Annotated in this window: 18 protein-coding genes; 7 read left to right on the forward strand and 11 right to left on the reverse strand. The window is 70.3% G+C overall.

Annotated elements, in window-relative coordinates; all coding sequences use genetic code 11:
• The first annotated feature begins 1,152 nt into the window (after window positions 1–1,152).
• Together ACZ404_RS16890 and ACZ404_RS16895 are read left to right on the forward strand one after the other, a co-directional pair.
• A complete protein-coding gene (locus tag ACZ404_RS16890; RefSeq protein WP_468440605.1) occupies window positions 1,153–1,326 on the forward strand; it encodes a helix-turn-helix domain-containing protein in 174 nt (57 codons plus the stop codon).
• A gap of 704 nt (window positions 1,327–2,030) precedes the next feature.
• A complete protein-coding gene (locus ACZ404_RS16895; RefSeq protein WP_468440431.1) occupies window positions 2,031–3,539 on the forward strand; it encodes a NaeI family type II restriction endonuclease in 1,509 nt (502 codons plus the stop codon).
• Window positions 3,540–3,617: 78 nt separating this feature from the next.
• Here the strand turns inward: ACZ404_RS16895 and ACZ404_RS16900 are convergent, their stop codons facing one another.
• The 4 genes from ACZ404_RS16900 to ACZ404_RS16915 all read right to left on the reverse strand — a co-directional run bounded on the left by ACZ404_RS16900 (window position 3,618) and on the right by ACZ404_RS16915 (window position 7,248).
• Window positions 3,618–4,838, reverse strand: coding sequence for a cytochrome P450 (locus tag ACZ404_RS16900; protein ID WP_468440433.1), 1,221 nt, complete (start codon window positions 4,836–4,838; stop codon window positions 3,618–3,620).
• Between the two features lie 13 nt (window positions 4,839–4,851).
• Window positions 4,852–6,246 carry an NAD(P)/FAD-dependent oxidoreductase gene (locus ACZ404_RS16905; protein WP_468440435.1) on the reverse strand — a complete coding sequence of 465 codons (1,395 nt, stop codon included), beginning with the start codon at window positions 6,244–6,246 and terminating at the stop codon, window positions 4,852–4,854.
• Window positions 6,243–6,470 (reverse strand): ferredoxin, encoded by a 228-nt coding sequence (locus tag ACZ404_RS16910; protein ID WP_468440437.1) that lies wholly within the window; start codon window positions 6,468–6,470, stop codon window positions 6,243–6,245. Before ACZ404_RS16910 ends, ACZ404_RS16905 begins: the two co-directional genes overlap by 4 nt.
• 223 nt (window positions 6,471–6,693) lie before the next feature.
• Window positions 6,694–7,248, reverse strand: a complete 555-nt coding sequence (locus tag ACZ404_RS16915) for an ATP-binding protein (RefSeq protein WP_468440439.1) — start codon at window positions 7,246–7,248, stop codon at window positions 6,694–6,696.
• 177 nt (window positions 7,249–7,425) lie between these two features.
• Between ACZ404_RS16915 and ACZ404_RS16920 the strand changes: the two genes are divergently transcribed.
• From ACZ404_RS16920 to ACZ404_RS16930, 3 genes are all read left to right on the forward strand, one after another.
• Window positions 7,426–8,340: a helix-turn-helix domain-containing protein gene (locus ACZ404_RS16920; protein ID WP_468440607.1), complete on the forward strand. Its 915-nt coding sequence runs from the start codon at window positions 7,426–7,428 to the stop codon at window positions 8,338–8,340.
• A complete protein-coding gene (locus tag ACZ404_RS16925; protein ID WP_468440609.1) occupies window positions 8,303–8,419 on the forward strand; it encodes a DUF397 domain-containing protein in 117 nt (38 codons plus the stop codon). Before ACZ404_RS16920 ends, ACZ404_RS16925 begins: the two co-directional genes overlap by 38 nt.
• 265 nt (window positions 8,420–8,684) lie before the next feature.
• A complete protein-coding gene (locus ACZ404_RS16930) occupies window positions 8,685–9,584 on the forward strand; it encodes a hypothetical protein (protein WP_468440440.1) in 900 nt (299 codons plus the stop codon).
• A 37-nt stretch (window positions 9,585–9,621) separates the two neighbouring features.
• Here ACZ404_RS16930 and ACZ404_RS16935 read toward each other — a convergent pair whose 3' ends face one another.
• The gene (locus ACZ404_RS16935) at window positions 9,622–9,906 is read right to left on the reverse strand and encodes an SHOCT domain-containing protein (RefSeq protein ID WP_468440442.1); all 285 of its coding nucleotides are present in this window, start codon (window positions 9,904–9,906) and stop codon (window positions 9,622–9,624) included.
• A gap of 18 nt (window positions 9,907–9,924) precedes the next feature.
• Window positions 9,925–10,347: a DUF6325 family protein gene (locus ACZ404_RS16940; RefSeq protein ID WP_468440611.1), complete on the reverse strand. Its 423-nt coding sequence runs from the start codon at window positions 10,345–10,347 to the stop codon at window positions 9,925–9,927.
• A 173-nt stretch (window positions 10,348–10,520) separates the two neighbouring features.
• Between ACZ404_RS16940 and ACZ404_RS16945 the strand changes: the two genes are divergently transcribed.
• A complete protein-coding gene (locus tag ACZ404_RS16945; protein ID WP_468440444.1) occupies window positions 10,521–11,879 on the forward strand; it encodes a hypothetical protein in 1,359 nt (452 codons plus the stop codon).
• Window positions 11,880–11,947: 68 nt separating this feature from the next.
• Window positions 11,948–12,511: a hypothetical protein gene (locus ACZ404_RS16950; protein WP_468440446.1), complete on the forward strand. Its 564-nt coding sequence runs from the start codon at window positions 11,948–11,950 to the stop codon at window positions 12,509–12,511.
• A gap of 132 nt (window positions 12,512–12,643) precedes the next feature.
• On the opposite strand, the gene araD is transcribed toward ACZ404_RS16950, so the two are convergent.
• The 5 genes from araD to arfA form a co-directional block, all read right to left on the reverse strand.
• Window positions 12,644–13,372, reverse strand: a complete 729-nt coding sequence (gene araD / locus ACZ404_RS16955) for an L-ribulose-5-phosphate 4-epimerase AraD (protein ID WP_468440448.1) — start codon at window positions 13,370–13,372, stop codon at window positions 12,644–12,646.
• Between the two features lie 31 nt (window positions 13,373–13,403).
• Entirely contained in the window at window positions 13,404–14,921 is a 1,518-nt protein-coding gene (araA, locus tag ACZ404_RS16960; protein WP_468440450.1) for an L-arabinose isomerase, read from the reverse strand.
• Window positions 14,922–14,958: 37 nt separating this feature from the next.
• Window positions 14,959–16,614 carry a ribulokinase gene (gene araB / locus ACZ404_RS16965; RefSeq protein WP_468440452.1) on the reverse strand — a complete coding sequence of 552 codons (1,656 nt, stop codon included), beginning with the start codon at window positions 16,612–16,614 and terminating at the stop codon, window positions 14,959–14,961.
• Between the two features lie 159 nt (window positions 16,615–16,773).
• Window positions 16,774–18,819, reverse strand: a complete 2,046-nt coding sequence (locus ACZ404_RS16970) for an RICIN domain-containing protein (protein ID WP_468440454.1) — start codon at window positions 18,817–18,819, stop codon at window positions 16,774–16,776.
• A 102-nt stretch (window positions 18,820–18,921) separates the two neighbouring features.
• Complete coding sequence (gene arfA / locus ACZ404_RS16975) at window positions 18,922–20,442, reverse strand: arabinosylfuranosidase ArfA (protein ID WP_468440456.1); 1,521 nt, start codon at window positions 20,440–20,442, stop codon at window positions 18,922–18,924.
• Window positions 20,443–20,560: the final 118 nt, after the last annotated feature.

The raw sequence follows: 20,560 nt of genomic DNA on the forward strand, positions 1-20,560 counted from the left end.
TTGGCCAACGGCGGCCGGCGGTCGTTGCCAGAACAAGACAGTGAAGGGCACGTCGCGCTGCCGCCTCCACCAAGGTGACTGGACGAAGCGCGGCCAAGCCGAGCTGAAGAGGAGGGCGAGCAAGCACCGCAAGAAGTGAGTTGAGCCGCGGGGGTGAGTGTCCAACTGCGTGACACCGCCGACGAACGTCGGCGGACGAGCGCGAATGTCTGCGGACCAGCCACGCAGGTGAGACGCCCAGCACCCCAAGACATCATCCCCCGTCCCAGTTGCTTCGGGAGCAAGCAGCCAAGGCGCAAAGTGCGGCGCTGCCCCCTCCGACCGATAACCAGGTCTATGGCGCAGAACAGCTATCTACCGCCATGCTGGACGAATCGTGCCGCCGCACGCGTCAACGGGAGGCCAGCGTGGAGTGGTGGACAGCCTGCTTATGGGGGCTCGCGGGGTCCGCCGCGGTCGAGGCTCTGGAGCTGTATCGCGCGATACAGCGTGTGAAGGGCTTCCCATGGAGGATGCCTGACGAGGTTCCGTTGGCCCCCTACGTCGTCGCAGTACTCATACGGAACGCTCTCGGCGCCGGCCTAGCCGCAGCCTTCGGAAGCTCAGGTCAGATTGCCGGACCGTTGGGAGCTGTCGCGGTAGGCGTGGCTGCCCCGAAGATCGTTGAGCAACTCTTGCGGCAGGGGCTTTCTCATCCGGCCGTCGAACCTGCACCAAGCCAGGTCACGCCGACACCCCAAACGTCAGTGGACCCAGCCTCACCCGCTACCTCCCCGGCTCAGCCCACGCCCCCGATCGGAGGAGAGGCCGGTGTCGCCTAAGACCTTCGTTCGTCAAGTGCTCACCGCGCTGGCCCGCGAGACCGACGCCTTTCGTCCCAACACACGCGGGGTACGTCCGCACGACTCAGCCGCCCAAGTCGTCGCTGCGCTTGCCCGCGTTCCAGTAACGGTCCTTCCCGAATCAGCGCCGCCCGCCAATGATCGCGGCGGAACACCATCTCAGGACGACACCGAACAGATCACTGGATCAGCGGGCGTTGACCACCCCCCGAGTGAGCAGGGCACCCATCCGCAGGTGCAGGTTGGTCTGTCAGGTCCTCCCCTCCCACAACCACGTAGACCCAAAGAATCAACAATCCGACTCCTGTCAGTGGGAGAGGTCGCCAGCAGGCTTGGCGTATCCAGTGGGGCCGTGTACCGGATGATCCGCCGTGGAAAGCTTCCTACGGTCCACACGAGCGCGCGCAATCGAGCTATCCGCATCCCTGAAGCCGCTGTCGACAAGATGGCAGTGGAGATGCATAGGCAGTCAGATACGGCATGACACCCATGCGGTGCTCCACTTGGCGAAAGGGGCCTGATCACCGAGTGGATCAGGCCCCTGAGTGGTTTCTGGGCGCATCTTGGGAGCCGTTTGGAGCCAACTTCGCTGCGGCGGCCCCGTGTTTGTGAGGTTGTGCCACCAGACGGCGGCGGTTCGTGGACGAAGCCCGGTGGCCTCGTTCCGAGCGCAGTCATCCGACTCCGCCATGCGCAGCGAGAGCTCGGTGCGGTGGCTTACTCCCCATCCGGAGAGCCTCCGTGGCCCGGACCGGCTCCCGACCTCTGCGCCGCTTCCGAGCCGGAGGCGGGGTCAGAGCCGGCCTCGTGCCCTGCCCGAGGATCCGGGGACGGCGGCGTGCCTCCGCCCTGGCGCCAGGCAGAGTAGAGGACGGCCGTTGCGGAGGTACTCGCGATGACCTGATCGGAGGGAAGGTTCAAGGCGATCAGACCTACGGGCGCGGCAACCATGAGGGCGAGGGCGCAGAGATCGGCCGTGCGCTGGCGCATCGAGATTCCTTCTCATGTGGTGATTCCTGGTCGGAGTGACCACGGTGGCGGACCGCCATGGGGGCGCGGAAGTTCGATCTTCCGATCAAGTAGATTGGAAGCCTCTTCAAGAAGATCCAAGGGGCCGGGGGCGGGGCGATGGCAGGCCGGAAGAGGGGCGGCCAGTGGTCGGAGCCGGACCCTGATCTCAGCGCGCCCATGCGGGAGATAGTCGGACTGCTGCGGGATCTGGTCGATGGCAGCGGGATCCGTCTGAAGGGACTCCAGCAACTCCTTCTTGCCGAGCACCGCGAAGGCCCACGCCCTCCCTCGTACCAGGTGCTCTCGGATCGGCTCCGGGGCAGAGGGCTCCAGAACAACGCCTCATTGATCTACTCGATCATTGCGGTGCTCGCTCCCCAGGAGCGTAAGGAAGCCATGGCCGACGAGGTCAGGCAGCACCTGTTGGACGCACGCGCCGTGCCGGCAGCCGGCAGTCCCCAAGCGTCGCAGAAGCCGGCGTCGGGAAGGCCGGATCCTGAACTCGTGGACGTGCTGCGGGAGAACCGCGCACTACGCAACAAGGTGGAACGGGTGGAGCGCCGTCTGGCGCGGAAGGAGAAGGAGCTGCAAGCCCTGCGTGAGCGGCTGCGCGCCGCCGAGCGCCCCACCCCGCGCGTCGGCTCCGCACTGGACGAGCCGACCACCGCAACCCGACTCTCTCCGGGCGCGAGCGCCGCATCGGTCCCCCCAGTGCGCGCCGACATCACAGCCGCGACCGACGCTCCTTCTTCTGCCGCTGGCGCCGGAACTGGTGACAGGTATCAGTCCTCCGACGTGACGGTCGTCAGCGATTCCCTGCGCGACATGCCGGACTTCGAGGCCACGACCGCGGCCGCTCTGCGCCACGCACTCGACAGCGTGCTCGACGGACGGCGGACGGGGCGGTTCGACCTGGCCACACTCGGCAAGGCCGAGAAGACCTACCTCGGCGCCAAGGTCAGCCACGAGCTCATGGCAGCCTGGGGAATGCAGCTCGGCCGGGACACCGATCTCCTGATCGGACGCCAGGAAGTGGCGTTGAAATTCACCACGGGCTCGACCTGGCCGATCACACCCGGCGAGGTCGGGAAGGTGTGCCTGCTCGTGTCAGCCAACGACCAGCGCTCCTCCTGGAGCCTTGGACTCATCCGCGTCGAACCGGGCCACCTCAGCAGAGCAGCCAACCGCGACTTCAAGCGCACGCTGTCTGCCGCAGGTCGGCAAGCCGTCGTCTGGCTGTTTCACGACGCGCCCCTGCCGGAGAACACCCTGCTCCACCTTCCGGCGTCGCTCCGTGCGCAGATCTTCGCCCCCGATGCCGGCGAACGCGGCGGCCAAGCACGGGCGAACAACCTCTTCAGGCTGGTGCAGGGCCGGATAATCAACCGAACCACCGTCTCCACGGTGTCCCTGACCGCAGACAGCCCGAAGCTGGTCCGGACCGCTCGGGAGAAGCTGCGCAGAGAAGGAATCCTGCTGCTCGGAGGCTTCGGCCGGCAGGCTGAGATCGCCCGTACCCTCGGTCTGCCGGTGCCGCGCAACGGCGAATGGGTCAGCCGGAGAGTCACCCTCCGGCGCCCCCACCACGGCGATGCTCCCAGCATCACCCTGTCCGACGAGGTGTGGACCGTGGCCGGACCGGACGACCCTGTCGAGACGGCTCCCTCGGTCGCCACAGTGCGCTGACGAGGCGGTCCGGTACTCCTGGTCCGCTCTTCCGGCCGCTCTTGCTGCTTGCGCTTGCCCTTCTGAGAACGGCCGGGCCTAACCGGTGTGCTGGTCGATGTGCAGGTGGAGCGGGCCGCGCAGGATGGGGCTTCGGCGGTACGGTGGCGGGTCGGTGGTCAGTTGGGGGCGGTCGAGGCGGCGTACCAGCGCGGTCAGTGCGATCTGGGTTTCCAGCCGGGCGAGTGGCCCGCCGAAGCACAGGTGGATGCCGCTGCCGAAGCCGAGGTGCTGGTTGTCGCGCCGGTCGGGGTCGAAGCGGTCGGGGTCGCGGAAGCGCTGCGGATCGCGGCTGCCCGAGGCCAGCATGAGCATGATCTGGGAGCCCTTGGGGATGACGGTGTCGTCGACGGTGATGTCGCTGTACGCGGCACGCCAGGGAATGATGTGCACCGGGGGCTCGTAGCGCAGCAGCTCCTCGACCAGTGGGACGACCAGGCCCGGTTCCTCGCGCAGCCGCTGCAGTATGTGCGGGTGGCGCAGCAGTGTCAGCATGCCGTTGGTGATGAGGTTGACGGTGGTCTCGTGGCCGGCGATCAGCAGCAGGTTGGCGGTGGCGACGATCTCCTCGTCGGTCATCCGCCCGTCCGGGCCGTCGTCGTTGGCCATCCGTGTCAGCAGGTCGTCGCCCGGTCGGCCGTGGCGTTGCTCCAGCAGTCCGCCGAGGTACTGGCGCAGGTCCTTGCGGGCCCGCAGTCCGTTCTCCAGTTTTTCCTTCGGGTCGGTCCTGGGGTTGTAGTCGATCGAGTTGACGAGGGCGTCCACCCACAGGTGGAAGCGCGGTTCGTCCTCGCGGGGCACGCCGAGCAGGTGGCAGATCACGGTGACGGGGAACGGGTAGGCGAAGTCGTCGACGACGTCGATCCGCTCCTTGTCCGCGAGGCCGTCGATCAGCCTGCCGACGACGGCGGCCAGGTCGCCTTCCACACCGGCCACCAGCCCAGGCGTGTGCGGGGGGCCGAAGTGGCGCATCGCCATGCGCCGCAGGCGGTCGTGCTCGGGCGGGTCGAGGTTGATGAACGCCGGCGTGCTCTCCCCCTCCTGCGCGGGCATCGGATGCGACAGATTGCGGACGTCGGAGCTGAGGTGCGGGTTGTGCAGGAGGTCGGCGATCTCGCGGTAGGTGCTGACGACGTAGCTGCCGTCCTCCTGCCGGGCCACCGGCGTCCTGCGCAGTTCGGCATACAGCGGGTACGGGTCGGCCCGGGAGGAGTAGTCGAGGATCCGGTGCAGCGTGTCGGGCTTCTCGATCGTGGTCATCTCGCGGTCCCTCCTACCGATGGTGCTGCTGCGCGGCCGTGACCCGCCGCTCACCCGGGTCGTGTCCGGTGACGACCACGGTGGCGCCCTGGGCCAGCAGGACGGGTCCGGGGAAGTCGACGGGCACCGGTTTCGTGTCGACGGGCTGGTCGGGTGTGGGGCAGGGCGGCGGGAAGGGTGCGGCCGTCTCGATCAGCTGCCGGTAGTGGTCCAGCCACTTGGCGTTGTTGAAGCTCACCGCGGCGGTGACGCGGCCCCGGTAGCCGTAGGCGGCGACGAAGCGGTGATCGGGGACGGAACCCTGGGTGACGACGACCTCGTCGGCGAAGGTCGGTACGCCGACGGACTTGATGTTGACGCCGAACTGGATCGACCAGAACAGCGGGATGGACAGGTGGGGCCAGCGGTCCGCCTGGGCGCTGACCATGTTGTGCGCCGCGACCTCGGCCTGTTCCACGGCGTTGGCCCAGTGTTCCAGCGAGATGAGCCGGTATTCGTAGATCGGGTTCGGGCAGCGTGCCACGTCTCCGGCGACGAAGATGTCGTCGGTGATCAGGCCGTTGAGGTCGAGGGCGCGGCAGCCCGTGTCGCAGGCGACGCCCCAGGGGCCTGCCGCCAGTCCCGAGTCTCGCAGCCACTCGGTGTTGCGGATGCCGCCGAGCGCCACCACGGCCACGTCGGCGTCGATCGTGCTGCCGTCGTCGAAGTGAGCACGGCGGAAGTGGCCCTGCGCGTCGCCCTCCAGTCGCGTGACCTTGACACCGCAGCGCAGATCGACGCCGTGAGCGCGCTGCAGGTCCGCGGCGATGTCACCGATCATGGCGCCGAGCGCCCCGACCAGCGGGGCCGGCGCGAGTTCGGCGACGGTCACCGGGATGTCCCGCTCCCGGCAGATGGAGGCGATCTCGGAACCGGTGAATCCCGCACCGATGACCAGGACGCGGGACGGCCCGGCGGCGAGGGCTCGCTGCAGACCCTCGGCGTGTTCGCGCGTACGCACGACGAACACGCCGTCCAGGCTCGCCTCGGACTCGACGAACCACGGCCGGGCCCGTACCCCGGTGGCGATCAGCACCCGGTCGAACGGTATGTCGCGTCCGTCGGCGAGTCGTACCTGGTTGGTCGCGAGGTCCAGCCCGCTCGCGGGCACGCCCAGCAGCCACTCGGCATTGATGTCGCGACGTCGGGGCAGTGTGGTTCCCCCGGCCGGCACCCACCCGGTGAGTACCTGCTTGGACAAGGGGGGCCGGTCGTACGGCTCGCCCAGCTCGTCGCCGATCATGGTCAACGATCCGGTGAAACCCTCGTCGCGCAGAGCCTCCGCGGCCCGCAGGCCCGCCAAGGACGCCCCGACGACCACGATGCGGCCGTCGCGCTTGAACGCCTGCAGGTTGTCGGCGCTGGTCATGACGTCGACGTCCCCGCCGGTGCGTCCTGTCCCTCCAACTGGTCGACCAGGATCGCCTGGACCGGGCAGGCGGCCGCGGCGCGCAGCACCTGGTCGCGCCGGGCGTCGTCCGGGCTCGGGTGGTACATCAGCGCTTCCTCGCCGTGCATGCGGAAGGCGTCCGGCGCCAGAAAGGCGCACTGCGCGTAGCCTTCGCATCGGGAAAGATCAACGACAACTCTCATCCCGACCTCCACAGGGACTGCAAGCCGCGGACCCTGAGGCCGGTGACACCCGGTCGCGGAGCGCGAGACGGGCTCGAGAGAAAGGGTTCGGCCGTTGCCCGCCCCTGCGGGGTGCAGGGGGCACCGCGCTCTCCTCGGGTCTCCGCAGAAAGAATGATCGTCACGAGTATTGCGATCGGCGTCCGCAACGCCGCGTGGAGAACTGACACTGCTCTCGAAAAGGCTATCCCTCAAGCACACCACCCGCATGCGGGAGCGGCGGGCCGATAACCGCGGACTCCAGGGGCACCTCGGCCCATACCGTCTTGCCCACGGGGTGGCGGGGGGACGACCCCCAACGCAGGGACAGGGCGCTCACCAGGAGCAGTCCTCGGCCGGACTCGCCGTCGGGGTACGACGTGGGCGGGGCCGTGGGCGGCCGTTTCGCGGCGGCGGCGTCCGAGACCTCGACACGTACCAGGCCGGCAGCCGTGTCGAGGGTGAGCCGGAGGCCGAAGTCGCGGCCGGGGACTCGGCCGTGCTGTATGGCGTTCGCGGTGAGTTCGCCGACCACGAGGGCGATCGCGGAGGACGCGTCCGACGCCGGCGGGTGCCCCCACTCCGCCATCCGCCGGACAGCGAGACGTCGGGCGCGCCGCGCGGCTCGTGGTGAGGCGGGGAACTGCTCCGACCACGAGGGGAGTTCGGGCTTCTCGTCGGGGAGCGCGGCGGTTTCCGCCGCACGAGGCCCGGTGCTCCGTCGTGGTCCGTCTCCCTGGGCGGTCGTTCCTGTCAGCACGGCCTGTCCGTCCTTGTCTGTGGAGCCTGTGTCATCCCGTGACGCACACGAGTCGTCACGTTCCGTGCTCAAGAGTCGTCCGATCGCCCTACGCTCAACAGGTGACGCAGCCTTACTTTTCAGCCCGTAAGGAACGGAAGTGACGCTTTGGCCAACGGAATTGATCCCAGCGCGTCGATGGCGGCGCTGTTCGGTGCGCGGGTGCGCAGACTCCGTACGGCGGCCGGGCTGACCCAGGCCGAGCTGGGCGACAGGACGCACGTCGTGAGCACGCGGATCACGCAGATCGAGCGGGCGTCCGGGGCCCGACCGACGCTGGAGCTGGCGCGTGCGCTGGACGTGGCCCTCGACGCGGACGACCTGCTGGTCGAACTCTGGCCGTACGTATACCGGGAGGCGTTTCCCGACTGGTCCCGGAGGTTCATGGAGTACGCGGAGCGGGCAGCGGCCGTCCGTGAGTACGCGGCTCATGTGGTGCCTGGCCTGCTGCAGACGGAGGACTATGCGCGGGCGGTGCTCAGTGTCGGTCGAACACTCGGCAGCAAGGAGCAGTTGGAGGAGCGGGTCGCCCTTCGTGTCGGACGTCAGGAGCGGCTCCGGACGCCCGATCGGCCCGAGCTGTGGGTGGTCCTCGACGAGGCGGTGCTCAGGCGTCCCGTCGGCGGTGCGACGGTGATGCGTGAGCAGTTGGCGCGGCTGCTCGGGACCCCGGCGGAACCTCACATCACCGTGCAGGTCCTGCCGTTCGACCAGGGCGAGCACGATGTCATGGGCGGCTCGCTCACGGTGCTCACCATGCCGGACGGCTCGGAGATCGCCTACACGGAAGGCGCGCACTACGGCCAACTCATCGAGGATCCGGACGAGGTCAGGAGCTTCGCGCTGACCTACGATCGGCTGCGGGCGGCAGCTCTGCCGCCGCTCATGTCGCTCGACATGATCCGATCCGTGATGGAGGACAACCACCGTGGAGCGAAGGTCCCGTCCCGATCTGAACGGCGCCGTGTGGCGCAAGAGCAGCTACAGCAATCAGGAGGGCGGCAACTGCGTGGAGGTGGCCGTCGGGTTCCGGGCCGTCGTCCCCGTTCGTGACAGCAAGGTCCCGCACGGTCCGGTGCTGTGCGTCGGTGCCGGCTCCTGGGGCGCCTTCATAGGCGAGTTGAAGGCCTGACACCATCCGCCTTCCGGGCTCACCGGGCCCTTGTCCGCGAGGGTCCGGCGGGCCGCTGACCTCCTCAAAGAACCAGGAGACAGAACTACCCGCCCGCCCACCCTCCCCGGCCGCACGGCCCGCGTCACCCGTCCGAGTGACCAGCTTGCAGGCGCGGGACGCGGACCGTTACGTTCGCCGCGACAACCGCAAACAGATACGGCCCCCGGCCGGGACTGGCATCCCGATCGAGGGCCTGACCGATCAGGAAGTGAACGCCTTCCCGATGGATGAGTCTCAGTCTAACGCGCCCCTGCGCGCCGCCGCCGGAACTCCGACCTCCGGCGTGATCCACGTACGCACCCGGCTGGCCGCCGACTTCACCGTCCTCTCCAACGCCCTCGCCCAGCGGCGGGGCAGCGCGGTCACGGTCGGCGTCGCGGCGTACATCGCATCCCTGCCCGACGGCTCCCCCGTGACCATCGCCGCCCTGTGCGCGCACTTCAGCGAGGGCGAGATCCTCATCTCGCGAGCGCTGAGGGAGCTCGAAGCGGCCGGATACCTGGAACGCCGGCGCGAACGGACGCCCACGGGTCAGGTCCGTACCCGGACGTACTTCTACGACGTGCCCGGCGGCGGTCCCGGTCCGGGTACGGACGGCAGGGACGGGCCTCGCAGGCCGCCCGAGCCGCCCCGGAGGCGGAGGCGGTCTGCGGCTGCGGCTGTCCCGGCCGCGTCCGCCGCCGCGCGGGAAACGGTGCAGGCGGCGACCGTACCGGCAGAAACGCAGGCACCGGTCTCGCTCGACGACGCCGATCCCCGAGCCGTCGCCGTACTCGCCGCCCTGCGCCGCATCGATCCCCGTCTGGTCCTGTCCGCGCGGGAAGCCGCCCGTCTCGCCCCGGCCGTGACCCGGTGGCTCACGGCAGGCCTGCTGCCCACGCAGATCGCCGACCACCTCACCGCCAGGCTCCCGGACCACCTCCTGGCGCGCCCGGTCGGCATCCTCGCCCACCGGCTCAAGGAGACTCCCCTGGCCGCACCGGCCAAAAGCGCTGAAGCCCCGGTGCGTCCGGCGGTCGTGCCCATGTGGAACTGCGACGGCTGCGACCGGGGGTTCCGCGCGGCGGAGCCCGGCCGTTGCCGGGACTGCCGGTCCCCGGACCAACTGGCCGCGGCCGGCTGAGCCATGGGCACGTGGGCTCACCCGGGCGCGGGGCCCGTCATGAGGCGAGGATCCTGCGCTTCTGCTCCTCGAACTCGGCCTCCGTGAGCACGCCCTGGCTCTTGAGGTCGCCGAGCTGCTTGAGCTGCTCGATCTTGCTGGTCATGTCGGGGGCCGACGCCGGCGCCGGCTCGGGCTGGTACGCCGGCTGCGGTGCGGGTTCCTCGTATCCCTGCTGCTGCGCCCATCGTCCCTGCTGCCGGCGTGTCACCCGGTTCGACACGGCGGTGGCCGTTCCGGCGACGACGGCGGTGCGCGCAACCCCGCGGAGGAGACCTGGCATGGCTGTGTCCCTTCTGGCCTAGTGAGCGGCCTCGGTCGCGTCGAGCGCGGCGGCGAGGGCGGGCAGCGGGATCCGCCCGGAGGCGACCATCTGGGCACCGCCGCGGCGCAGGGCGGCGGCGAAGGGTGCCGCCCACAGGTTCTCGTAGATCAGGATGCCGGCGGAACAGCCCGGCTCCAGCGCGGTGGCCGCCTCCTGGAGGTCGTCCTCGCCCAGGAGTCCCGACCCCGCGCCCTCGAACACGGCCAGGTCGAGCCGGCCGTCGCCGGTGAGGTCGGCGATCTCCATGCCGGTCACGGATCCGTCCTCGTCCTTCCTGACGAACATCAGGTCCAGGATCCGGATGAGGCCGCGGTCCACGAGATCGACAAGGAGGGGGAAGCCCTCCCCCGTCATCCGGTTGCCCGGGAACTCCACGACCAGGTAGTCGATCGGGCCCATTTCTTCGAATTCCTCGCTCACGGCTCACCTCTGGTGCTCGTGGCTGTCTCCCGGTGCCCCCTCGTCCCCCTCCACCCGTTGCCTCCACCCATTGCAGCATCGGACCACGGGCGTCGCACCTCGGTGCGCCGTTCACCCGCCCGGGCTCGCCCGGGTCGCGCGGGGTGCGTCACATGGTTCTGCTGGTGGTCATGAACGACAGCGGGGACGAACAGCACTCGGACCGGGATCGGCGTGAGCTGGACGAGTTGCGGCAGCGGGTGAAGGCACTGGAGAGCGCCGGTCCCGCCCGGGCGGGGCGGCACCATCCGTTTCGTTCGTTCGGTTCGGTGGTGCTGATCCTGTGCGCCGCGGTGCTGTCGCTGCTGTCCGTCGTCGCGGTGTGGGCGAACAGCATCGTGCAGGACACGGACCGCTACGTCGCCACCGTCGGACCGCTGGCGAGCGATCCCGATGTGCAGCAGGCGGCCACCAACCGGATCACCGACGCGGTGCTGGCGCAGATCAACGTGGACGCGCTGGTCAAGCAGCTCACGGACGCGGCTTCCGCGCAGGGGGTCCCGCCGGAGACGGCCAGGCTGCTGGGCGCGCTGCAGGGCCCGATCGCGAACGGTCTCAAGCGTGTGGTCAACACCACGGTGGAGCGGGTGGTCACCAGCAACGCCTTCAAAACGGTCTGGGTGGAGGCCAACCGCAGGGGTCACGCGGCGCTGGACAAGGCCCTGACCGGCCAGGCCGACAGCACCGTCAAGCTGGAGAACAACCAGGTCGTCATCGACCTGGGTCCGATCGTCGCCGAGGTGAAGAACCGGCTGGTCGACGCCGGCTTCGCGCCCGCCGCGAGGATCCCGGCCGTCCACACGAACTTCGTGGTGTTCGCGTCGAAGGACATCGGCAAGGTCAGGACCCTGGTGAGAGTGCTGGAGATCCTCGGCGGCTGGCTGCCGTTCATCACGCTGCTGGTCGCCGCCGCCGGGGTGTACACGGCGTTCAACCGCCGGCACGCGTTGATCGGGGTGGCGCTGGCCGTGTTCGTCGCCATGGTGGTTCTCGGCATCGGCCTCACCGTCGCCCGTGACATCTACCTCAACCATCTGCCGCCCGGGGCCTCCCAGGCCGCGGCGGGAACGGTGTACGACGCGCTGATCAAGTTCCTGCGGGCCGGTGTACGGGCGCTCGCCGCGGTCGCCCTCTTCACCGCCGCCGGCGCCTTCCTCGCGGGGCCGGCGCGGATCGCCGTCCTCACGCGCACGGGGTGCCGCAGGAGCATCGGCAGCCTGCGCGACGTGGCGACCTCCGCGGGGCTGCGTCTCGGTGCGGTCGGGCGGTTCGTCCATCGCTTCAAGCACTGGATCGGAGTGGCCATCCTGGTGATCGCGGCGATCGTCCTGTTCACGTGGAGCTACCCGACCACGGCGGTCGTGGTGTGGACGGCGGTGATCACCCTGGTGGGCTTCGCGATCCGCGAGTTCCTGGACGACCAGGGCTCCGCACCGCCCGCCCGCCCACGGGCCGACACCACCGTCGGCTGACCAGGGAGCCTCCCGCACTCCCGCACTCCCGCACTCCCGCACTCCCGCAGTAGGCTCCTGTCGAACTGATGGCCGGTGAGGGGGGCGTCGTGCGGCAGTCTAGGTCCGGGGTTTCCCCGTGGGCGGTTCTCGGGCCCGTTCTCGCCCTCGTCGTCCTCGGGGCGTTCGGCCTCGGTGAGTACGTCGTCCACCGGATGTCCGACTCCGGGACTTCACTCCGGGTCGGCATCCGGGTCGACGGGTCGCGGATCTCGGTGAAGGTGCCCGTCTGTCCCTCGGAGGCCGTGGCGAAGGTCGAGGTGTTCGACGGCGCGTCGGACAAACCGCTGTGGCGGGCCGACGGCCCGAGGACCGCGGAGGCCGAGCGGGGGGCGTTCACCCTGTGGGGGGAGGGGCAGTTCCGGAGGGCGCGGCCGGCACAGCCGCCCGGTCGGCTGCCCAAGCAGCTCGATGTGTCCGTCGAGTACGCCGGGTCGGGCGACGGGGCCGGTGATGTGTTCGTGCTCTCCCGCGTCATGGGCGACGAGGTGCCCGAGGGCCGGTTCTGGACGTACGGCGGGCCCATGACGGCCCGGGACATCGACGGCCAGCTGAGCTGCCGTGGTGCGTCGTCCTCGCACCCGCCCCGGTAACCGCCTCGGGAAGCAGCGCTCGGGCCAGTGCCGCCCGTGGGGCGCCGGGGCACCGCCCCACGGGCCTTGCCGGGCGCCCCGGCAAGGTCGCACGCACGAGCGCCCAGGCCGTCCCGGGCGCTCGGTGGCGGATCAGGGGTGGGTGACCGTGGGGTCCGGGTTGCCGTAGTAGGCGTCCGGGCCGTGTTTGCGGGTGTAGTGGCGGCGCAGGAGGTGAGGGGGCGGGGGCGCCGTCGGGTTGAGGGAGAGGGTGTGCAGGGCCATGTCGGCCACCGCCTCGCAGATGATCGCGTGTTCCAGGGACTTGCGGGCGGTGGCGCCCCAGGTGAAGGGGCCGTGGTTGGCGACGAGGGCGGCGGGGACCTCCAGGGCGCGCTGGTCGTCCGCCTCCAGGAGGTCCACGATGACCTGGCCGGTGTTGTACTCGTAGTCCTTTCTGCACTGCTCCGGCGTGAGGTCGGGGGTGACCGGCACGGGCCCGTTGAAGGTGTCGGCGTGAGTGGTGCCGAGCACCGGGATGTCACGGCGGGCCTGGGCGAAGGCGACCGCGTGGGTGGAGTGGGTGTGGGTGACCCCGCCGATGGACGGGAACGCCCGGTAGAGGCAGCGGTGGGTCTCGGTGTCGGTGGAGGGGCGCAGGTGGCCGCCGACGACGGCGCCGTCGGAGAGGCGCACCGTCACCAGGTCGTCCAGCGCGAGCCGCTCGTAGGGCACCCCCGACGGCTTGATGACGAACACCCCCGCCTCACGGTCCACGCCGCTGACGTTGCCCCAGGTCAGGGTCGCCAGGCCGACCTGCGGGATGGCCAGGTTGGCCTCCAGTACCTCCTGCCGCAGGCCGTCACGGACTCGTGCGGTCATCGGTCGTCTCCTCGGTCTTCGCCAGGGGTGGTCACAGGGCCTGCGCCAGACGGTGGTACGCGGCGTTCCAGCGGATCTCCTTGGCGAGCTGCTCCGGCGTCGTGTTCTCGTCGATCGTCAGCAGCTCGATGCCGGTCATGGACGCGAAGTCCGTCAGCGTCTCGGTGCCGACCGACGCGCTGAGCACCGTGTGGTGCGGGGCGCCGGCCAGCAGCCAGCTCTCCGCCGACTCCGCCAGCGACGGGCGCGGGTGCCACACGGCACGGGCGACGGGCAGGTTGGGCAGCGGCTCGCTCGGGGCGACGACGTCGACGGCGTTGGCGGTGAGCCGGAAGCGGTCGCCGAGGTCGGCCAGGCCGACGACGAGGGCCGGGCCGGGCTCCGCGTCGAAGACCAGGCGGACCGGGTCCTCGCGGCCGCCGATGGACAGGGGGTGGATCTCGCAGCTCGGGCGGGCGGCGGCCACCGAGGGGCAGACCTCCAGCATGTGGGCGCCGAGGATCCGGGGGGTGCCGGGGCCGAGGTGGTAGGTGTAGTCCTCCATGAAGGTGGTGCCGCCGGGGAGTCCGGCGCCCATGACCTTCATCGTGCGCAGCAGCGCGGAGGTCTTCCAGTCGCCCTCGCCGCCGAAGCCGTACCCGTCGGCCATCAGGCGCTGGACGGCCAGGCCCGGAAGCTGGCGGAGGCCGCCGAGGTCCTCGAAGTTGGTGGTGAACGCGGTGAAGCCGCCCTCGGTGAGGAAGGTGCGCAGGCCGATCTCGAGGCGGGCGGCGTAGAGCAGGGAGTCGTGCCGGACGCCGCCGGGGCGCAGGGCGGCGACGACGTCGTACGACTCCACGTACTCCTTGGCCAGTTCGGCGGCCGCCTTGTCCTCGACCGCGTCCACGACGGCCACGAGATCGTTGACCCCGTAGGTGTTCACGGAGAAGCCGAAGCGCATCTGGGCCTCGACCTTGTCGCCCTCGGTGACGGCCACGTCGCGCATGTTGTCGCCGAAGCGGGCCAGGCGCAGGGTGCGGGCGGCCTGGCGGCCGGCGGCGGCCCGGGACCAGGCCGCGACCCGTCCGACGACTCTGGGATCCGTCGCATGGCCGGCGACAATCTTGCGGGTGACGCCGAGGCGGGACTCGATGTGCGCGAACTCGCGGTCGCCGTGGGCGGCCTGATTGAGGTTCATGAAGTCCATGTCGATGCTCGACCAGGGCAGCGACAGGTTGTACTGGGTGTGCAGATGCAGCACGGGACGGTCGAGCGCGCTCAGACCGGCGATCCACATCTTGGCCGGGGAGAAGGTGTGCATCCACACGATCACCCCGACGCACGCGTCGGAGGCGTTGGCCTCCAGGCACAGCCGGCGGATCGACTCGGCGTCGGTGAGGACCGGCTTCCAGACGATCCTCACCGGGATGCCGTCCGACGCGTCGAGCCGCTCGGCTATCTGCCGGGACTGGTGGGCGACCTGGTTCAGGGTCTCCTCGCCGTACAGGCCCTGGCTGCCGGTGAGGAACCAGACCTCCTGGTCGGCGTACGGCTGCGTGGATGTGCTCATGACGTTCCTTTCCGGAGGTTCAGGTGTTCCGAGAGGCTCAGGCGGAGGCCTCGGCGCGGATGCGGCGCAGGCGGTGCATGACCTCGTTGGCGCCGCGGCCGAAGTAGTCGTGCAGCAGGCGGTATTCGGCGTACAGGCGCTCGTAGGCCGCCGCGCGCTCGGGGTCGGGCTGGTAGACCCCGCGCTCGACCTTGCCCATGGCGTGGGCGGCGGCGCGGATGTCGGGGTACGCGCCGGCGGCGACCGCGGCGTGCATCGCGGCGCCGAGCGCCGGGCCCTGGGCGGAGCCGATGACACCGAGCGGGCGGCGCGTGACATCGGCGTAGATCTGCATGAGCAGGGCGTTCTTCGTCAGTCCGCCGGCGATGATCAGTTCCTTCACCGGTACCTTGGCGGCCTCGAAGGCGTCGATGATGGTGCGGGTGCCGAAGGCGGTGGCCTCCAGCAGGGCGCGGTAGACGTCCTCGGGCCGGGTGGCCAGGGTCTGGCCGACGACGACGCCGCTGAGGTCGTGGTCGACGAGGACGGACCGGTTGCCGCTGTGCCAGTCCAGGGCGACGAGGCCGTGCTCGCCGACGCGCTGCCGGGCCGCCAGCTCGGTCAGGTACTCGTGCGGGCTCTGGCCGGCCGCGGCGGCCCGCTCGGCGTACGACGCGGGGAACCCGGTGCGGACGAACCAGGCGAAGATGTCGCCGACGCCGCTCTGTCCGGCCTCGTAGCCCCACATCCCGGGCAGGATGCCGCCGTCGACGATGCCGCACATGCCGGGGACCGTGCCGAGCTGGTCGGAGCTCATCACGTGGCAGGTGGAGGTGCCCATGATGGCGACCATCTGGCCGGGCTCCACGGCGACGGCCGCCGGGGCGGTCACATGGGCGTCGACGTTGCCGACGCACACGGTGATGCCCTCCGGCAGGCCGGTCCAGGCGGCCGCCTCGGCCGTCAGCCGGCCCGCGGCCTCACCGAGCCCGCCGATGGGCTGCTCCAGCTTGTCGGTGACGAAGCCGGCGAAGTCGGGGTGCAGGGCGGCCAGGTACTCCGGGGAGGGGTAGGCGCCGTCCTGGTACTGGCCCTTGTAGCCGGCGGTGCAGGCGTTGCGGACGTACTGGCCGCTGAGCCGCCACACGATCCAGTCGGCCGCCTCCACCCAGCGCTCCATGCGCCCGTAGATCTCCGGGTCCTCCTCGAGGAGCTGCAGCGCCTTGGCGAACTCCCACTCGGAGGAGATCTTGCCGCCGTACCGCTCGTGCCAGGGCTCCTTGCGCGCGGCGGCGAGCGCGTTGATCCGGTCGGCCTGGCCCTGGGCGGCGTGGTGCTTCCACAGCTTCACGTAGGCGTGCGGGCGGGCGGTGTACTCCGGGAGTTCGCACAGCGGGGTGCCGTCGGCGAGCGTGGGCACCATCGTGCAGGCGGTGAAGTCGGTACCGATGCCTATGACCTGCTCCGGGGCCACCCCCGCGGCGGCGACGGCCTCGGGCACCGCGTTGCGCAGTACGTCGATGTAGTCGGACGGCACCTGCAGGGCCCAGTCGGGGGACAGCCGGGTGCCGTCGGGCAGCTCGCGGTCGAGAACGGCGTGCGGATAGGCGTACTCGGCCGAGCCCAGTTCGGCGCCGTCACTCACCCGGACGACTACGGCACGGCCCGACAGGGTCCCGTAGTCGACCCCCACGACGCAGGGTTCTTCAGCCACAGCGGCCCCTCCTTCTGGATCTTCTGGTGCAGAAAAGTGCTTGCTCTCGATTGTTCGAAATCTCGATCAGCGTTCGAAACGGCGGACAGAGAATAACGGACTGGAGATGGTTTGGATATGGGTGTGCGGGGGCCCGAACGCATCCGGGCCCCCGGCGGGTCAGTTGACCCGCACGACCTGCCACAGTTCGTCGTCGGCGCCGGTGTCCGCCGACTGCACGATCAGGGCGCCGTTGGCGGTGGAGGCGGAGGCGACGTCCGCGACCAGACCGCTGTCGGCGTTGACGAGCTTGTAGTAGCCGTTGCCCGCGTCCGTGAGCGTCCACTTCTGGGAGCCGGCGGTGGACGACGCGTTCTGGACGACGGCCGCGCCGGCCGAGGACGAGCCGTTGCTGTCGAGGAACAGACCGCTGTTGACGTTCTTCACGGTCCACGTCCCGCCGCCCTGCGACTGGAACGTCCACAGCTGGCAGTTGTTGGCGGTGTTCACCCACTGGCCGGCCTGCTTGCCCACCGTGGTGGAGGCGCCCGGGATCTCCAGGAACCTACCGCTGTTCTTGTTGACCAGGCGGTACTGGCCGGTGGACAGGCTGGGCAGCGCGGTCTGGGCGAGGTTCCAGCGCTGGCAGGCGCACCCGGTGTCGGACCACTGCCCGGCGGCGGTGCCGACGGTCTTGGAGGCGCTCGGGATCTCCAGGTACTTGCCGCTGATCCGGTTGGTGGCGGTGAAGCCGCCCGCCGGGTTCGGGGCGACGGCCCACTCGTGGTCCAGGGTGCCGTTGTCGTCCCACTGCAGGACCTTGGCGCCGTTGGCGGTGGACTGGTTCTCCACGCCCAGGACCTTGCCACTGGCCACGTTGAAGATCTTGAAGTAGCCGGACGTCTGCTGGACGAACTTCCACTTCTGGTCGCTCGCGCTGTCGGCGTTCTGCTGGGTGGCCCCCACGCCGTTGGTGGTGGAGCCGCCCGCGATGGTCAGCAGCAGGTTGCTGTTGGCATTGGACATCGTGTACGTCGCGCCGTCGGAGATGCCGCCGCCCAGATCGATGGTGCCGTAGGTGACGGGGTTGCGGCCGGTGCTGGTCAGATGGCCGCCGCTGAGGACCAGCAGGCTGTGGCCGTCGGCGAGCGGGAGCAGGCCTCGGCTGTAGCCGCCGGGGACGGTCGAGGCGATGCGCGTCCAGGTGTTCGCGGCGCCGTTCTGGGTGTTGAGGAACAGGTCGTCGCTGCTGTTGGCGCTCACCACGAGCGTGCCGTTGGGTCCGCCGGTGGGCAGCCAGGTGATGTACGGCGAGCTGGTGGGCACGTACCCGTCGGTCGTCTTCAGCGCGACACCGGTGGCGGAGCCGAAGGCCTCCGGGTTCGTGGACATCTTGTAGTAGACGGCGAAGCCGCCCTCGGGAGCGCCCCAGAACTCGTACGTCATCACGTACGTCCCGTTCGGCAGTTTGGCGACGACCGGCATGCCCGGGCGGTCGCCGTAGGTCGAGGTGGCCACGTCGTCCACCACCGAGCCCCAGGTCACGCCGTCCGTGGAGACCTGGTGGACGATCTTCTGGCCGTGGTTCGGGTCGCGCTGGTCGGAGTAGTAGACGATCAGCTTCGAGCCCGACACCATCAGGAACGGCTCCCACACCGGCGTCTTGCCGTTGGTGGGATCGGCCTCACCGCCGGTGGCGATGGTGCTGACGTAGGACCAGCTGCTGCCGTGGTCCGTGCTGGCGTACAGGTCCAGCTCCGTGGAGGACAGGTCGTTCGGGATCGAGTTGCCGGCGGCGAGGATCGTGCCGGCCGGGAAGTTGCCGATCTGGGTGGGCAGTTCGTACAGGAACGGCTGGTAGCGCATGCCGAAGCCGTTGTGCGTGTCGGTGATGCCGGAGATCTGCGACCAGCTGTTGCCGTTGTCGGTGCTGCGGTAGATCGGGAAGACCGGGGTGCCCGAGCTGTACTGCTCGAAGGTGGCCAGCAGGGTGCCGTTGGACGAGCCGCTGTTCTGCAGCCGCAGGGCGCGCGGGTACAGCGAGCCGGGCGACGGGGCGTTCGACGGCGGGGTGTACATCGTCTGGGAGGCGCGGGAGATCGCGTGCGCCTGGCCGGCGGCGGGCAGGACGAGGGCGGCGGCGGCTGCGAGCAGGGCGAGCAGCAGGGCGATCGCCTGGGGACGGGGTACGGCGCGCGCTCTGGCGCCTTCCCTGGTGGTGGACATGGGCGGCTCCCAAGGACTGTCCGGGGAAAGGGGAGTGGTGCGGGGCCCGCCGCCCCCGGGGGAAAGAAATCAGGGGTGGGAGCGGCGGGTGTCCGAGGGGTGTCAGGCGGCGGGACGCAGCCGGACGACGTTCCAGGAGACGGCGGGCAGCCGGACGGCGAGGCGGCCGTCGGTGACGGAGCCGGTGCCGGGATGGTGCGGGCGGACCCGCTCCGGGTTCTCCTGGGTGTTGGTGGCGCGGATGTCGGGGTCGCTGAGCACCGCGTGCTCGACCGGGACGTAGCCCGGGAACGCCCGCAGGTCCAGGGTGAGTTCGACGTCCTCGCCCTGGTGGCGGTTGATCGCGAAGACGGCCAGTTCGTCGGCGCCGTCCGCGCCGGCCAGGTGCGTGGCGACGGCGTCCACGGCCGCGACCTCGCCGAAGCGCTTCGTGTCGTACACCGGCGCGACCGGCTCCACCCGCAGGACGGTGCCGCGGGCGTGCCGGGCGGCCTGGGCGAAGGGGTGGAAGGTGGTCTGCCGCCAGGCGGGACCGCCGGGCTCGCTGCGGATCGGGGCGATGACGTTGACGAGCTGGGCGAGGCAGGCGGCGGTGACGCGGTCGCTGTTGCGCAGCAGGCTGATCAGCAGCCCGCCGAGGACGACGGCGTCGGCCACGTTGTACTCGTCCTCGATGACCCGGGGCGCGACCGGCCAGCCGGCGGGCTTCTCCTGGGCCTCGAAACGGGAGAGGTACCAGACGTTCCACTCGTCGAAGGAGAGGTTGATCCGCTTCTTCTGCCGCAGCTTGGCCCGGACGTGGTCGGCCGTGGCGACCACGGACTCCACGAAGTGGTCCATGTCGACGCCGGAGGCGAGGAAGCTGCCGAGGTCCCCGTCGAGCTCCTCGTAGTAGGCGTGGCAGGAGATGTAGTCGACCTGCTCGTACGCCTCCTCCAGGACGGTCGCCTCCCAGGCGCCGAAGGTCGGCATGGAGGAGCTGGAGCTGCCGCAGGCCACCAGCTCCAGCCGGGGGTCGATCATGCGCATGGCGCGGGCGGTCTCGGCGGCCAGCCGGCCGTACTCGGCGGCCGTCTTGTGGCCGGTCTGCCAGGGGCCGTCCATCTCGTTGCCCAGGCACCACATGCGGATGCCGAAGGGGTCCGGGGCGCCGTTCTTGACCCGCTGGTCGGACCAGGCGGTGCCGCCGGGGTGGTTGCAGTACTCCAGCAGGTCCAGCGCCTCCTGGACGCCGCGGGTGCCCAGGTTGAGCGCCATCATCGGCTCGACGCCGGCCTTGCCGGCCCAGCGCTGGAACTCGTGCAGGCCGAAGGCGTTGGTCTCGGTGCTGTGCCAGGCGAGGTCCAGACGGGTGGGGCGCTCGGCCACCGGGCCGACGCTGTCCTCCCAGCGGAAGCCGGAGACGAAGTTGCCGCCGGGGTAGCGCACGGTGGTCACGCCGAGTTCGCGGACCAGGTCCAGCACGTCGCGGCGCAGGCCGTCCTCGTCGGCCAGCGGGTGACCGGGCTCGAAGATGCCGGTGTAGACGCAGCGGCCCATGTGCTCGACGAAGGAGCCGAAGGTGCGGGGTCGGACGTCGGCGACGCGGAAAGCGGGGTCGACGGTCAGGGAGGCGTGCAGCATGAAGGATCGCTCCGGGAGAAGGCGCGCGGGCTGGGCCGGGGCGCGGCGGGCGCGGACGTGCGGGGACGGGGCACCCGGGCCGGCCGGGGGGCGGCAGGCGCGGCAGGTACGGGGACGA

The sequence above is a fragment of the Streptomyces sp. NPDC030798 genome, assembly GCF_055572275.1.

Excerpts from the sequence above, each read along its gene's own strand:
- ACZ404_RS16900 (WP_468440433.1), bottom strand. The coding sequence starts at position 4,838 with ATGACCACGATCGAGAAGCCCGACACGCTGCACCGGATCCTCGACTAC.
- ACZ404_RS16950 (WP_468440446.1), top strand. The coding sequence starts at position 11,948 with ATGGCCGGTGAGGGGGGCGTCGTGCGGCAGTCTAGGTCCGGGGTTTCC.
- arfA (WP_468440456.1), bottom strand. The coding sequence starts at position 20,442 with ATGCTGCACGCCTCCCTGACCGTCGACCCCGCTTTCCGCGTCGCCGAC.
- ACZ404_RS16935 (WP_468440442.1), bottom strand. The coding sequence starts at position 9,906 with ATGCCAGGTCTCCTCCGCGGGGTTGCGCGCACCGCCGTCGTCGCCGGA.
- araA (WP_468440450.1), bottom strand. The coding sequence starts at position 14,921 with ATGAGCACATCCACGCAGCCGTACGCCGACCAGGAGGTCTGGTTCCTC.
- ACZ404_RS16905 (WP_468440435.1), bottom strand. The coding sequence starts at position 6,246 with ATGACCAGCGCCGACAACCTGCAGGCGTTCAAGCGCGACGGCCGCATC.
- ACZ404_RS16940 (WP_468440611.1), bottom strand. The coding sequence starts at position 10,347 with ATGGGCCCGATCGACTACCTGGTCGTGGAGTTCCCGGGCAACCGGATG.
- ACZ404_RS16895 (WP_468440431.1), top strand. The coding sequence starts at position 2,031 with ATGCGGGAGATAGTCGGACTGCTGCGGGATCTGGTCGATGGCAGCGGG.
- ACZ404_RS16920 (WP_468440607.1), top strand. The coding sequence starts at position 7,426 with ATGGCGGCGCTGTTCGGTGCGCGGGTGCGCAGACTCCGTACGGCGGCC.
- ACZ404_RS16970 (WP_468440454.1), bottom strand. The coding sequence starts at position 18,819 with ATGTCCACCACCAGGGAAGGCGCCAGAGCGCGCGCCGTACCCCGTCCC.
- ACZ404_RS16930 (WP_468440440.1), top strand. The coding sequence starts at position 8,685 with ATGGATGAGTCTCAGTCTAACGCGCCCCTGCGCGCCGCCGCCGGAACT.
- araD (WP_468440448.1), bottom strand. The coding sequence starts at position 13,372 with ATGACCGCACGAGTCCGTGACGGCCTGCGGCAGGAGGTACTGGAGGCC.
- ACZ404_RS16945 (WP_468440444.1), top strand. The coding sequence starts at position 10,521 with ATGGTTCTGCTGGTGGTCATGAACGACAGCGGGGACGAACAGCACTCG.
- ACZ404_RS16910 (WP_468440437.1), bottom strand. The coding sequence starts at position 6,470 with ATGAGAGTTGTCGTTGATCTTTCCCGATGCGAAGGCTACGCGCAGTGC.